Below are 13,162 nucleotides of genomic sequence, written 5' to 3' on the forward strand. Positions count from 1 at the left end.
ACCACCGGGCGGCCCGCCCCGGCCGCCCGGGTCGCCGATACCCCGGTCCCGCTCCGAAGGGTGGCGGTGATTCGTCCTGCCATGGAGGCAGCACCGCATGTTCCACCGCATCGGACGCACAGTCGTCCGCCATCCCGTATGGACCATCGTGGCCTGGGTGATCGCGGCCGTCGCGATCATCGCGACCGCGCCGAGCCTGCCGTCCAACAGCGACGAGAGCAGCTTCCTGCCGAGCAGCTACGAGTCCATCAAGGCCATGGACCTCCAGGAGAAGGCCTTCCCCTCGGCCTTCACCCCGGCCGCGATCGTGCTCTACGAGCGCGCCGACCACGGCAAGCTGACGGCCGCCGACAAGGCCGACGTCGCCAAGATCACCAAGGAACTCGGCCAGAAGAAGATCGGCGAGGTCCAGAAGGTCGTCGACGGCAGCCCGTCCAAGGACGGCAAATACCAGACCGCGCTGGTCCAGATGGACAAGAAGTCCGCGGGCCAGCCGAAACAGGCCGACGCCGCCAAGGCGCTGCGCAAGGACTCCACCGCGCTGGCCAAGGGCACCGCGCTGAAGGTGCAGGTCGGCGGTCAGGCCGCACAGGGCCTGGACTCGCAGGAGGCGAGCAAGACCTCGGACGCGCTGGCGCTGGTCGGCTCACTGCTGATCATCATCATCACGCTGTCGATCATCTTCCGGTCCCCGCTGATCGCCGTCATGCCGCTGATCCTGCTGCTCGGCGTGGTCTTCACCGTGTCCAACGCGCTGATCGCCGACGCGACGAAGATCTTCGGACTCCAGGCCAACAGCTCGGTCTCCGCGCTGCTGATCGTGGTGGTCCTGGGCGTCGGCACCGACTACTTCCTCTTCCTGATGTTCCGCTACCGAGAACGGCTGCGGGCGGGTGACGAGCCCAAGGAAGCGATGATCAACAGCGTCACCCGGGTCGGCGAGGCCATCGCCTCGGCGGCGGGCGCGGTCATCATCGCCTTCTGCGCGCTCGCGCTCTCCACCCTGGGCTTCCTCGCCCAGCTCGGCCCGGCGCTGGCCATCCTGGTCGCGGTCACGCTGGTGGCCGGACTGACGCTCTTCCCCGCGATCTGCTCGCTGATCCCGCCGCGCGCCCTCTTCTGGCCCGGCAAGAAGTGGAACCAGGAGCCGAGCGGCACCCGCTTCGCCTCCATCGGCAAGCTGGTCGGCCGCAGGTCCGGGATGGTGGCGATCGTCTCCGGTCTGGTGATGGTGCTGCTCGCCCTGGGCACCCTGGGCTACAAGGCGTCCTACGACCTGGCGTCCGGCTCGATCCCGAAGACCAAGGAGTCGATGGTCGTCCAGGACACGCTGACCAAGGCGTTCTCCGCGGGAGCCGCCGAGCCGGCCAACGTCTACCTCACCAGCACCGGCAACAAGCCGCTGACCGCGGACTTCACCGCCTACGCCGACAAGCTGCGCGGGGCCGACGGTGTCGCGGACGTCAAGTTCGACCCGAAGACCGGCCTGAACAAGGCCGGGACCACCGCCAACTTCACGGTCACGCTCAAGTACGAGGCCGCGAGCGACAAGGCCATCAAGGCGATCGGCGACGTCAGGACGGTCGCCCACGACAGCGCACCGCCCGGGACCGAGGCCTTCGTCGGCGGATCCTCGTCGGTCTTCAAGGACATCAACGCGGCCGTCAACCACGACTACCGCACGGTCTTCCCGGTCGCCGCGGTGCTGATCATGCTGATCCTGGGCCTGCTGCTGCGCAGCGTGGTCGCGCCCTGGTACCTGATCGCCTCGGTCGGCCTCGGCTTCGGCGCGACGCTCGGCACCACGGTGCTGATCTTCGGCAGGGGCGACGGGCTGATCTTCCTGCTGCCGATCATCATGTACCTGTTCGTGGTCGCCATCGGCACCGACTACAACATCCTGATGATCGCCAGGCTCAGGGAAGAGGCCAAGGAGGGCCGCAACCCGCGGGAGGCGGCCAGCATGGCGCTGCGGCACGCGGGCCCGACGATCGGTGCGGCCGGTCTGATCCTGGCCGCGACCTTCGCCACCCTGATGCTGTCGGGCAACGCCTTCCTGACCCAGATGGGCTTCGCGGTCGCCTTCGGCATCGTGATGGCGGCCTTCGTGATGGCGATGTTCTTCACGCCGAGTCTCACCGCGCTCATCGGTCACGCCGCGTGGTGGCCGGGACATGCCGACCGGGCCACGCCGGCCGACGCCGGCCACGGGATCCCGGGTGGTCCCGGCGAGGTACGCGATGGGGAACCGGTCGACTCCCGGGGGCACTGAGCTGGGGATTTCTCGGCAGTAGCTGAGTTATCCACAGGGCCGGACAGGTGTTGATCACCTGTCCGGCCCTTTCGGTTACGCTGAGAAAGCAGTGAGTGACCGGGCGGCGGGCGGGCGAACGGCCGCGGCGGGCGGGGCGGATGGGGGGCCGGACATGAGTGACGCGACAGGTCTCGCGGCGGGCGGGGCGGCCGCGGACGGCGCGGCGGGCGCGGTGAAGGCGCGGGTGCGGCGGCCGCCGCCCGCGGCCGGCTGGCGGCGGCGCGTGCTGTCGGTGCCGGCTCTCGTGCTGCTGGGCGTGCTGCTGCTGGTGGGCGGCGCGCTGCTGCAGAACCGGCGCAGCAAGCGGGCCGACGCGCTGTGCCATCAGCTGCAGGTGCCGTGGACGGAGTTCGCGCTGGTGTACGCGGCGCTGGTGTGCGGCGTGGCGGCGCTCGCGGTGTGCGGGCTGCTGTTCTGGAAGGCCCGGCGGGAGGGCAGGCGCGGGGTGGATTCCTGGCAGGGCAGCCTGGCGTTTGTCATATCCGTGCCGGGCGGGCTCGCCGCGCTGTTCGAGGCGACGGCGGTGTACGCGCTGCACGCCGAGGCCGGTGAGGGGTATTGGCGGTGCACGGGCGCCGGGGCGCTGCCCGCGGCGCAGGTCCTGGCCTCGGTGCTGCTCGGCTGAGGCGGATGGGCGGGGTCGCGGCTCTTGCCGGAAATGCATAGCGTCATGCAGAGTCTTGGGCGAGTGAATAAGTGCCGGTGGACGAGGTCAGGGATGGACGGCGATGGGTAACGCAGCGGGGGGCGAGAACGGGGCCTCGGCCGGCGGCGCCGCGGGTCGGCTGCTGAAGCTCTTCGAGGCGCACCGGCTGACCCCCACCCAGCGCAGGATCGCGCACTGCCTGGTGCGCAAGGCCTCGGACGCGCCCTTCCTGTCCAGCGTGGAGGTGGCCGAACTCGCGGGCGTCAGCCAGCCGTCCGTGACCCGGTTCGCGGTGGCACTCGGCTTCGACGGCTATCCGGCGCTGCGCAGATACCTGCGCGAGGTGTCGCCGGTGGCGTCCGCGCCCGACGTCGCGGGTTGCAACGAGTACCAGCAGGCGGTGCACGCCGAGATCGAGAACCTGCGGCACCTCGCGGCGCTGCTCGCCGACCCTGGACCCGTCGCCAGGGCCGGTGCGCTGCTGGCCGGATCGGTCCCGCTGCCGGTGCTCGGGCTGCGGGCGGCCGGGGCGCAGGCCCGCGGCTTCGCGTACTTCGCCGCCAAGGTCCACCCCGATGTGCGGCTGCTGGACGAGGGCGGCACCATGCTGGCCGACCGGATCGACGCGGCGGTGCGGGCGGGGGCCAGCGCGCTGCTGTGCTTCGCGCTGCCCCGGCACCCGCGGGAGGTGATCGACGCCCTGGCCCACGCTCGGCAGGCGGGGCTGACCGTGGTCACCGTGTCCGACAGTGCGTTCGCGCCGGTCGCCGCGCACAGCGACCTGCTGCTGCCGGCCGCCGTCGGGACCGGGCTGGCGTTCGACACCGCGTGCGCCCCGATGCTGCTCGGCCGGGTGCTGCTGGAGTCGATGTGCGACGAGCTGCCCGAGGCGCAGGCACGCCTGGAGGAGTTCGACGCGCAGGCCGCGGCGCGCGGGGTCTTCGTGGAGTGAGGGACGGCCGTTCCAATTCCTTTCGTCTTAACGAAAATCTGAGAATTCCGAAGTAACCTCCCGAGCACTTGTCGGACGTCCGCCGTGCGGCGGACAGGCGCGGGAGGAGGCGCGACGTGGTGCGCGGGGCCTACACATTGGCGCGAGTGGCGGTGACGGTACGGACGGCGGGGACCTGGCTGTGGTGGCTGGGCGTCGTCGCGGCGGTGCCGGGGACGGCGGTGACCTTCAGCCCCACCGGGCGGAGGATCGGCGTCATGGCCGGTGCGGCGCTCTTCATCATCGCGGCGGTGGCCGCCTTCCTGATACGCGGCGGCCGGCACACCTCGCGTGCCGCGGCGGCGACCAAGGCCGCGAAGTCGGTCTTCCTCCAGGACCGCAAGGTGACCGCCCGCACCTGGGCGCGGCGGCGCCGCTGGTGGCTCGCCGCCGCCTTCGTCGTCGCGGCGGCCTCCTCGCTGGTGCTGCCCTGCGCGGGCGGCATGCTCCTCGGCGGTGTCGGTGCCGGGCTCTTCGCCAGGTCGCTGCGGCTGGCCAGGATCGAACGGGGCAAGGACGCGCTGCTGTGGGTCCGCCCGGACGGCGACCCCGCCGCCTACCAGCTCACCGGCATAGCGGCAGGTGACGCCGGACCCGGCGGCGCCCGCCGCCGGCGCTGAACCGCGTTGGCGGCCGCCGCACCCGGGCGACGCGGGGCCTGCGCTAGGGCACCAGCGGGGGCAGGCCCGCGCCGCTCTCGGTGAGCAGGTCGGCGAGGGACTGCGGCGGGCGGACCGGGGCGAAGGCGGGATCGCCGCCGGAGACCGCGGAGTAGGCCCAGACGGCGGGGCGGGGCAGCGAGTTGTAGGCGAAGTGCGTCGAGAAGTAGTAGGCGCCGGTGTCCAGCAGCGCGACATGGTCGCCTGGACCGAGCGGGGGCAGCGCGCGCCCGCGCGCGACGAGGTCGCCGGCGAAGCAGCAGGGCCCGGCCACGTCCTGGACCACCGGTTCGCCGCTCTTGGGCCGGCCCGTCCGGTCGAGGGCGAGGACCCGCAGCGGCCAGGCGTCGGGGGCGAAGACGGTGCGGGTGGCGACCTGGGCACCGGCGTGCGTGACGGCGATCGGCCGCCCGCCCGCGGACTTGGCGTACTCGACCCGGGCCAGGACCGTGCCGTGCTTGGCGAGCAGCGCGCGGCCGAATTCGGTGACGATGCCGTAGCGCCCGTCGAAGAGGCCGGGCACCTCGGCGCGCAGCAGGTCGGCGTAGTCGCCGAAGGTGGGGGTGACGGCGTCCGAGCCGAAGTTGACGGGCAGGCCGCCGCCGATGTCCAGAACGGTGACCTGCTGCCGTCCCGCGGCGGCGTTGATCCGCTCCGCCAGCTCGTAGGCGGCCCTGACACCTGCGGCCATCAGCGGCAGCGGCACGCCCTGCGAGCCGGTGTGGGTGTGGAGGCGGTTCAGCCAGGGCCGCTCCGCGTAGGTGCGCAGCACCCAGTCCTCGGCGCCGGGGTCGCGCAGCGCCACGCCGAATTTCGAGGTGGTGGTGGCCGTGCTCATCGCGTCGATGCTGCCGCCGCCGATCTGGGGGTTGACCCGCAGCCCGATCGGCGAGGCGGACGGTGCGGCGGCCAGCAGGCCGTCGATCCTGGCGACCTCCTGCGGGTTGTCCGCGTTGACCGCGATGCCCAGGGCCAGGGCCTCGCGCAGCTCCGCGGTGGTCTTGGCGGGGGAGTCGAGTACGGTCCTGGCCGGCGGGATCCCGGCGGCGCGGGCCAGGGCCAGTTCCCCCGGACTCGCCACCTCGGCGCCGAGCCCGTACTGCCCGAGCAGCGCCAGGACCGGCACCAGCGAAGCGGCTTTCACGGCGAAGGTGTGCTCGACGGCCACCCCGGGGGTGGCGAAGGCCGCGTGCAGGGAGGTTGCCGCCTGCCGGATGCCGGCGATGTCCAGCAGCCCGACGACGGGTTCCGCCTCGCTGACCAGGCCGGTGGCCACCGCTGAGCGCAAAGCGTCACCCCGGCGTACCGCCGCCTCGTCCGTCATGCAGGCCATCCCACCACTCCCGCCGGTCACAACGCCACCGCACCCCCGCCGCATGCGCGCCGGCACACCATGCCTGCGGCGGTACGGCGCCGCCCCCGCGCCGGCAGCGCACCCTCTCCGCCGTGCCCGCGCATCGCGCCCGCGGCAGGACCGCGCCGTCTCCGCACGGTTCGGGCGCGCCCTTCGCGTGCGTTGTGCACGCGCAGGATCGCGCCGTCTCCGCGTGCCTGTGGCGGGCAGGTGCCGGCCCCGCGCCAGGAGCGCACCGTCTCCGCCGTGCCGGCCCATCGCGCCCGGCAGGGACGGCGCCGTCCCTGCCGCGCCGCCAGCACCGTGCCCCCGCCGGGAGACCGCGCCGTCCCCGGCGGGAGGGCACCCCGGGTCCGTACCGCGCCCCGGGGCACCCGGGGCGCGGGCCTTGTTGACTAGAGCTATTCAGCTAGCCAGGATGTGAATATTCAACGCCATGACGAGGAGGCCGCACCGATGACGGGACCGAGGCCGGTACGCGCACCGCGCGATACGGAACTGAGCGCCCTGGGCTGGCAGCAGGAAGCCGCGCTGCGCATGCTCCAGAACAACCTCGACCCGGAGGTGGCCGAGCACCCCGACAAGCTCGTCGTCTACGGCGGCACCGGCAAGGCCGCCCGGGACTGGAATTCCTTCGACGCGATGGTCCGCACCCTGCGCGGCCTGAAGCAGGACGAGACGATGCTGGTCCAGTCCGGCCGCCCGGTCGGCGTCATGCAGACCCACGAGTGGGCGCCCCGCGTGCTGATCGCCAACTCCAACCTGGTCGGCGACTGGGCCACCTGGGAGGAATTCCGCCGCCTCGAAGCGCTCGGCCTGACCATGTACGGCCAGATGACCGCGGGTTCGTGGATCTACATCGGCACCCAGGGCATCCTCCAGGGCACCTACGAGACCTTCGCGGCGGTCGCCGCCAAACGCTTCGACGGTTCGCTGGCCGGCACGATCACCCTCACCGCGGGACTCGGCGGCATGGGCGGTGCCCAGCCGCTGGCCGTCACCATGAACGGCGGCGTGGCCCTGTGCATCGACGTCGACCCGCGGGCCATCGAGCGCCGTATCGAGCACCGCTACCTCGACGTGCGCGCCGACAGCCTCGAGCACGCGCTGCGGCTGGCCACCGAGGCCCGTGACGCGCGCCGCCCGCTGTCCGTCGGGGTCCTGGGCAATGCCGCGGAGGTCGTGCCGCAGCTGCTGGCCATGCAGGCTCCCGTCGACATCGTCACCGACCAGACCTCTGCCCACGACCCGCTGGCGTACCTCCCGATCGGCGTCGAACTCGCCGACATGGCCGATTACGCCGCCGCGGAGCCCGCCGAATTCACCCGGCGCGCCCGCGAGTCGATGGCCCGGCACGTCGAGGCCATGGTCGGCTTCCAGGACGCGGGGGCCGAGGTCTTCGACTACGGGAATTCCATCCGCGGTGAGGCGCAGCTCGCCGGCTACGAGCGGGCCTTCGCCTTCCCCGGTTTCGTCCCCGCCTACATCCGCCCGCTGTTCTGCGAGGGCAAGGGCCCCTTCCGCTGGGCGGCGCTGTCCGGCGACCCCGCCGACATCCACCGCACCGACCGCGCCATCCTCGACCTCTTCCCGGAGAACGAGTCGCTGGCACGCTGGATCAAACTGGCCGGTGAGCGTGTCCACTTCCAGGGCCTGCCCGCCCGCATCTGCTGGCTCGGGTACGGCGAGCGCGACCGGGCGGGCGAGCGCTTCAACGAGATGGTCGCCGACGGCACCCTCAAGGCCCCTATCGTGATCGGCCGCGACCACCTGGACTGCGGTTCCGTCGCCTCGCCCTACCGCGAGACAGAGGCCATGCTCGACGGCTCCGACGCCATCGCCGACTGGCCGCTGCTCAACGCGATGGTCAACGTCGCCTCCGGCGCGTCCTGGGTGTCGATCCACCACGGCGGCGGTGTCGGCATCGGCCGCAGCATCCACGCCGGCCAGGTCACCGTCGCCGACGGCACCGCGCTCGCGGCGGAGAAGATCCGACGGGTGCTCACCAACGACCCCGGCATGGGCGTCATCCGCCATGTAGACGCCGGCTACGACCGGGCCGCGGAGGTTGCCGCCGAGCGCGACGTACGGGTCCCGATGCGGGAGTCCTCGTGACCCCCGCCGCTGCGGGCGCCGGCTTCCAGACCATGTGGCGGGAGCTGGCGGCCATCGGCAGGCACGCCGGGTCCGGCGGTTACCGCCGCTACGCCTGGACGCCCGCCGACGCGGACTGCCGGGAGTGGTTCCGCGCCCAGGCCGAGGACCGCGGACTGGCCTGTGAGACGGACCGCAACGGCAACCAGTGGGCCTGGCTCGGCGACCCCGCGGCGGGCGACGCGGTCGTCACCGGCTCCCATCTGGACTCCGTCCCCGACGGCGGCGCCTTCGACGGGCCGCTCGGCGTCGTCTCGTCCTTCGCCGCGCTCGATGAGTTGCGGGCCAGGGGAGCCCGGCCGCGCAGGCCGCTGGCCGTCGTCAACTTCACCGACGAGGAGGGCGCCCGCTTCGGCCTGGCCTGCGTGGGGTCCCGGCTGACCGCGGGCGTGCTGAGCCCGCAGGACGCCAGGGAACTGGTCGACGCCGACGGTGTGAGCCTCGCGCGCGCCATGGAAGGCGCGGGCCAGGACCCGGCCGCGATCGGCCCCGACCCGGAACGGCTGGCCCGCGTCGGCGCCTTCGTGGAGCTGCACGTCGAGCAGGGCCGCGCCCTCGACCTGCTGGACCGGCCGGTCGGCGTCGCCTCGGCGATCTGGCCGCACGGCCGCTGGCGCTTCGACTTCCGCGGCGAGGCCAACCACGCGGGCACCACCCGGCTGGAGGACCGCCACGACCCGATGCTGACGTACGCCAACACGGTGCTGGCCGCCAGGAAGAAGGCCCGGCTGGCGGGCGCGCTCGCGACCTTCGGCAAGGTCGCGGTGGAACCCAACGGCGTCAACGCCATCGCCTCGCTGGTCCGCGGCTGGCTGGATTCACGAGCCCCCGACGAGGAGATCCTCGCCGAGGTCGTGGCCTCGATCGAGCAGGCGGCCGTCGAGCGCGGCGCCCGCGACGGCGTCCAGGTGGGCGTCACCCGCGAGTCGTTCACCCCGGTGGTCGAGTTCGCCCAGGACCTGCGTGACCGGCTTTCCGCCCTGCTCGGAGCGGGTGCGCCGGTGCCCGTCCTGCCGACCGGCGCGGGACACGACGCCGGAATCCTCTCCGCGGCCGTCCCGACCGCCATGCTGTTCGTACGCAACCCCACCGGCGTCTCGCACTCCCCGGCAGAAAGCGCGGCCGAGGACGACTGTGCCGCCGGAGTGTCCGCGCTCGCCGACGTATTGGAAGGTCTCGCGTGCAGGTGACCTACTGGCTGGAACACGCCTGGCTCGGCACACACGCCGAACCCGGCATCGCCCTGACCGTGGCCGACGACAGGATCGCCGAGGTCCGCACCGGAGTCGAACGGCCCCCCGCCGGCGCCACCGTGCTGCGCGGCCTGACGCTGCCGGGCCTGGCCAACGCCCACAGCCACGCCTTCCACCGGGCGTTGCGCGGCACCGCGCAGATCGGCGCGGGAGCGTCCCCCGCGGCCGAGCGCGGCCGACCGGGAGCCGCGCGGTCGGCGCCGACGTCCTTCTGGAGCTGGCGCGACGTCATGTACGACGTCGCGCGGGCCCTCGACCCCGACAGCTACTTCACCCTCGCCCGTGCCGTCTACGCCGAGATGGCGCTGGCCGGCATCACCTGCGTCGGCGAATTCCACTACCTGCACCACCAGGGCGACGGCACCCCTTACGACAACCCCAACGCCATGGGCGAGGCGCTGATCGCCGCGGCGGGCGAGGCGGGCATCCGCATCACGCTGCTGGACACCGCCTACCTGCACGGCGGCTTCACCCGCACCGGCTACCGCCCGCTCGAAGGGCCGCAGCTGCGCTTCGGCGACGGCACCGCCGACCGCTGGTACGACCGCTGGTCGCAGCTCAAGGGCGAGGGCCACGCCAAGATCGGCGCCGCCGTGCACTCGGTGCGGGCGTTCTCCGACCGGGACGGCTACCGGGTGTTCGCCGAGCGCACCGCCGAGGTGCCCACCCACATCCACCTGTCGGAGCAGACCGCGGAGAACGACGCCTGCCTCGTCCTGCACGGCCGCACCCCCACCCGGCTGCTGGCCGACTCCGGCTTCTGGCGGCCCAACACGACCGCGGTGCACGCCACCCACCTCACCGCGGGCGACGTCGCGCTGCTCGGTGCCGCCGGCAGCGCGGTGTGCATGTGCCCCACCACGGAGAGGGACCTGGCCGACGGCATCGGCCCGGCACCGCAACTGCGCCGCGCCGGCTGCCCGGTGAGCCTGGGCAGCGACAGCCACGCGGTGATCGACCTGTTCGAGGAGGCGCGGGCCGTGGAGCTGAACGAGCGGCTTCGGGCCATGACCCGCGGTCACTGGACCGCGGCCCAACTGCTGCGCGCCGCCACCGAGGACGGGCACGCCGGTCTCGGCTGGCCCGACGCGGGCCGGCTGGAGGCGGGCGCGCTGGCCGACTTCACGACGGTCGCGCTGGACTCGGTACGCACCGCGGGGCCGCCGCCACGGCTGGCCGGCGAGACCGCGGTGTTCGCGGCGACGGCGGCCGACGTGCGGCACACCGTGGTGGGGGGCCGGCAGATCGTCCGCGACGGGCAGCACCAGCTGGTCCAGGACGTGCCGGCCGCGCTGGCGGAGGCGATCGGAGCACTCCGCGGCTGACCCGCCCCCACCCGGGGTCCGCGTCCGGCCCGGGCTCACGGCCCGGGCCACGGCCCCGGCTCACGGCCCCGGTCCTGACGCACGCGGCCGGGCATCCGGCCGCGCCCCCAACCTCCCCGACCCGGCGAGCGAAAGCACGAGCGATGACGACGACCGGCAAGGCGACCAGCACGGTCATCACCGACATCGGCAGCCTGGTCACCAACGACCCCTCCCGCTCCGCGCCCGGCACCCGCGACCCCCTGGGCCTGGTTCCCGGCGCGGCGGCCGTCGTGATCGAAGGCGACCGCGTCGCCTGGGTCGGTGAGTCCGGGAAAGCACCCGCCACCGACAAGCGCATCGACGCCGGCGGCCGCGCGTTGCTGCCCGGCTTCGTGGACTCGCACTCGCATCTGCTCTTCGCCGGCGACCGGAGCGCGGAGTTCGCCGCGAGGATGTCGGGCCGCCCGTACACCGCGGGCGGCATCCGCACCACGGTCGCCGCCACCCGCGCCGCCACGGACGCGGAACTCGCCGCCAACCTCACCCGCTTCCTGACCGAGGCACTCCGGCAGGGCACCACCACCCAGGAGACCAAGTCGGGCTACGGCCTGACCACCCGCGACGAGGCCCGCGCACTGGAGATCGCCGCCCGGCACACCGCCGAGGTCACCTACCTCGGCGCCCATGTCGTCGCGCCGGAGTTCGAGGGCGACCCGGCCGGCTACGTCGCCCTGGTCACCGGCGGGATGCTGGAGGCCTGCGCGCCGCACGCCCGCTGGGTGGACGCCTTCTGCGAGCGCGGCGCCTTCGACGGCGACCAGGCCCGCGCCGTCCTCACCGCCGGCATGGCCCGCGGCCTGATCCCGCGGGTGCACGCCAACCAGCTGGGCCACGGTCCCGGCGTCCGGCTGGCCGTCGAGCTGGGCGCGGCCTCCGCCGACCACTGCACCCACCTCACCGACGCCGACGTCGACGCGCTCGCGAGCGCGTCGGACACCACCGTGGCGACGCTGCTGCCCGGAGCGGAGTTCTCCACCCGCGCGCGCTACCCCGATGCCCGCAGGCTGCTCGACGCGGGCGCCACCGTGGCGCTGTCCACCGACTGCAACCCGGGCTCGTCCTTCACCACGTCGATGCCGTTCTGTGTCGCCGTCGCGGTCCGCGACATGGGAATGACCCCCGACGAGGCGGTGCACGCCGCCACCCGGGGCGGCGCGCGCGCCCTGCGCCGCGACGACATCGGCCGCATCGCGCCGGGTGCCCGCGCGGATCTGCTGCTGCTGGACGCGCCCAGCCACGTCCACCTCGCGTACCGCCCCGGTGTGCCGCTGGCGGCGGCGGTGTGGAAGGACGGCGTGCTGCGCGAGGCGCGCGGGGACCTCGGCCTACTCCTCGACGAGCAGCCCGCGGCGCAGCCGTGACAGCGTCCGGGTGAGCAGCCGCGAGACGTGCATCTGCGAGATGCCCAGCTCGTCGCCGATCTCGGCCTGCGTGAGGTTGCCGACGAAGCGCAGCGAAAGGATCGCCCGGTCGCGCTGCGGCAGCCCGGCGATCAGCGGCTTGAGCGATTCGACGAACTCGACGCCTTCGAGGTCGTGGTCCTCGTAGCCGATCCGGTCGGCGAGCGCGCCCTCCGGGTCGTCCTCCGCCGGCTGGGCGTCGAGCGAGCTGGCCGTGTACGCGTTGCTCGCCGCCATGCCCTCGATGACCTCGTCCTCCGGCAGCCCGAGCCGGGCGGCCAGTTCGCGGACGGTCGGCGTGCGGTCCAGCTGCTGCGCCAGCTCGTCGCCGGCCTTCGCCAGATCCAGGCGCAGCTCCTGGAGCCGCCGCGGTACCCGGACCGACCAGCTGGTGTCGCGGAAGAAGCGCTTGATCTCACCGACGATCGTCGGCATCGCGAAGGTCGGGAATTCGACGCCGCGGCTCAGCTCGAAGCGGTCGATCGCCTTGATCAGGCCGATCGTGCCGACCTGGATGATGTCCTCCATCGGCTCGCTGCGGGTGCGGAACCGGGAGGCGGCGAACTTCACCAGGGCGAGGTTCAGCTCCACCAGCGTGTTGCGGACGTACGCGTGCTCCTCCGTACCCTCCTCCAGGCCGTGGAGGCGGGCGAAGAGCGTCTTGGACAGGGCGCGCGCGTCGACCGGTCCGATCTCGTCGTAGGGGGGAATTTCCGGGAGCCCCTCAAGCCCCGCGAACTGCTCCAGCGCATGGTTCTGGTGATCCAGGCCGAGCGGGGGTGCCATGTGGTCCTGCCTCTCTTGCGGCGGTCGGCAGTGCCTATGCCGTACCTCCACCCCTACGCCTGTTGCCGGGGGCGTCGCAAGTTATGGCGCTGTCATGGGCGTTTTGCCCGGTTCTTTGTTCACGTGCCGCGCATGAACCGTCATGATGCGTGAAGGTGCCCCACCAGGTCACGGCTACGTCAGAGTGACGACTACCGTCTCACCCGAGGAACGCGTAGGGTCGGGGATCGCGTCGTCA

General features: G+C 73.0%; 10 protein-coding genes. 8 read left to right on the forward strand and 2 right to left on the reverse strand.

Annotated elements, in window-relative coordinates:
- Window positions 1-97: 97 nt before the first annotated feature.
- The 4 genes from ACGFMP_RS22330 to ACGFMP_RS22345 all read left to right on the forward strand — a co-directional run bounded on the left by ACGFMP_RS22330 (window position 98) and on the right by ACGFMP_RS22345 (window position 4,571).
- The gene (locus ACGFMP_RS22330) at window positions 98-2,272 is read left to right on the forward strand and encodes an MMPL family transporter (protein WP_393674550.1); all 2,175 of its coding nucleotides are present in this window, start codon (window positions 98-100) and stop codon (window positions 2,270-2,272) included.
- Between the two features lie 154 nt (window positions 2,273-2,426).
- Window positions 2,427-2,939: a hypothetical protein gene (locus tag ACGFMP_RS22335; RefSeq protein ID WP_393674551.1), complete on the forward strand. Its 513-nt coding sequence runs from the start codon at window positions 2,427-2,429 to the stop codon at window positions 2,937-2,939.
- 103 nt (window positions 2,940-3,042) lie between these two features.
- On the forward strand, window positions 3,043-3,912 hold the full coding sequence (locus ACGFMP_RS22340; RefSeq protein WP_393674552.1) for a MurR/RpiR family transcriptional regulator: 870 nt from the start codon (window positions 3,043-3,045) through the stop codon (window positions 3,910-3,912).
- 146 nt (window positions 3,913-4,058) lie between these two features.
- Complete coding sequence (locus tag ACGFMP_RS22345) at window positions 4,059-4,571, forward strand: hypothetical protein (protein ID WP_393674553.1); 513 nt, start codon at window positions 4,059-4,061, stop codon at window positions 4,569-4,571.
- Between the two features lie 43 nt (window positions 4,572-4,614).
- On the opposite strand, the gene ACGFMP_RS22350 is transcribed toward ACGFMP_RS22345, so the two are convergent.
- Window positions 4,615-5,934 (reverse strand): diaminopimelate decarboxylase, encoded by a 1,320-nt coding sequence (locus ACGFMP_RS22350; RefSeq protein WP_393674555.1) that lies wholly within the window; start codon window positions 5,932-5,934, stop codon window positions 4,615-4,617.
- A gap of 486 nt (window positions 5,935-6,420) precedes the next feature.
- Between ACGFMP_RS22350 and hutU the strand changes: the two genes are divergently transcribed.
- The 4 genes from hutU to hutI all read left to right on the forward strand — a co-directional run bounded on the left by hutU (window position 6,421) and on the right by hutI (window position 12,099).
- The gene (gene hutU / locus ACGFMP_RS22355; protein WP_393674557.1) at window positions 6,421-8,079 is read left to right on the forward strand and encodes a urocanate hydratase; all 1,659 of its coding nucleotides are present in this window, start codon (window positions 6,421-6,423) and stop codon (window positions 8,077-8,079) included.
- A 32-nt stretch (window positions 8,080-8,111) separates the two neighbouring features.
- Entirely contained in the window at window positions 8,112-9,308 is a 1,197-nt protein-coding gene (locus ACGFMP_RS22360) for an allantoate amidohydrolase (protein WP_393674655.1), read from the forward strand.
- The gene (locus ACGFMP_RS22365; protein ID WP_393674558.1) at window positions 9,299-10,696 is read left to right on the forward strand and encodes a formimidoylglutamate deiminase; all 1,398 of its coding nucleotides are present in this window, start codon (window positions 9,299-9,301) and stop codon (window positions 10,694-10,696) included. The genes ACGFMP_RS22360 and ACGFMP_RS22365 overlap by 10 nt, the downstream gene beginning before the upstream one ends.
- A 143-nt stretch (window positions 10,697-10,839) precedes the next feature.
- On the forward strand, window positions 10,840-12,099 hold the full coding sequence (hutI, locus tag ACGFMP_RS22370; RefSeq protein ID WP_393674560.1) for an imidazolonepropionase: 1,260 nt from the start codon (window positions 10,840-10,842) through the stop codon (window positions 12,097-12,099).
- Here hutI and ACGFMP_RS22375 read toward each other — a convergent pair.
- Entirely contained in the window at window positions 12,064-12,924 is an 861-nt protein-coding gene (locus tag ACGFMP_RS22375; RefSeq protein WP_393674561.1) for an RNA polymerase sigma factor SigF, read from the reverse strand. The two genes, hutI and ACGFMP_RS22375, sit on opposite strands and share 36 nt — an antisense overlap.
- Window positions 12,925-13,162 lie beyond the last annotated feature (238 nt).

Origin of the sequence: Streptomyces sp. NPDC049040 (assembly GCF_043197715.1) — a bacterium.
Lineage (GTDB): Bacteria > Actinomycetota > Actinomycetes > Streptomycetales > Streptomycetaceae > Actinacidiphila.

Coding starts and splice junctions, on each gene's coding strand:
- ACGFMP_RS22330 (WP_393674550.1), top strand. CDS start 98: ATGTTCCACCGCATCGGACGCACAGTCGTCCGCCATCCCGTATGGACC.
- ACGFMP_RS22340 (WP_393674552.1), top strand. CDS start 3,043: ATGGGTAACGCAGCGGGGGGCGAGAACGGGGCCTCGGCCGGCGGCGCC.
- ACGFMP_RS22360 (WP_393674655.1), top strand. CDS start 8,112: ATGTGGCGGGAGCTGGCGGCCATCGGCAGGCACGCCGGGTCCGGCGGT.
- hutI (WP_393674560.1), top strand. CDS start 10,840: ATGACGACGACCGGCAAGGCGACCAGCACGGTCATCACCGACATCGGC.
- hutU (WP_393674557.1), top strand. CDS start 6,421: ATGACGGGACCGAGGCCGGTACGCGCACCGCGCGATACGGAACTGAGC.
- ACGFMP_RS22335 (WP_393674551.1), top strand. CDS start 2,427: ATGAGTGACGCGACAGGTCTCGCGGCGGGCGGGGCGGCCGCGGACGGC.
- ACGFMP_RS22350 (WP_393674555.1), bottom strand. CDS start 5,934: ATGACGGACGAGGCGGCGGTACGCCGGGGTGACGCTTTGCGCTCAGCG.
- ACGFMP_RS22375 (WP_393674561.1), bottom strand. CDS start 12,924: ATGGCACCCCCGCTCGGCCTGGATCACCAGAACCATGCGCTGGAGCAG.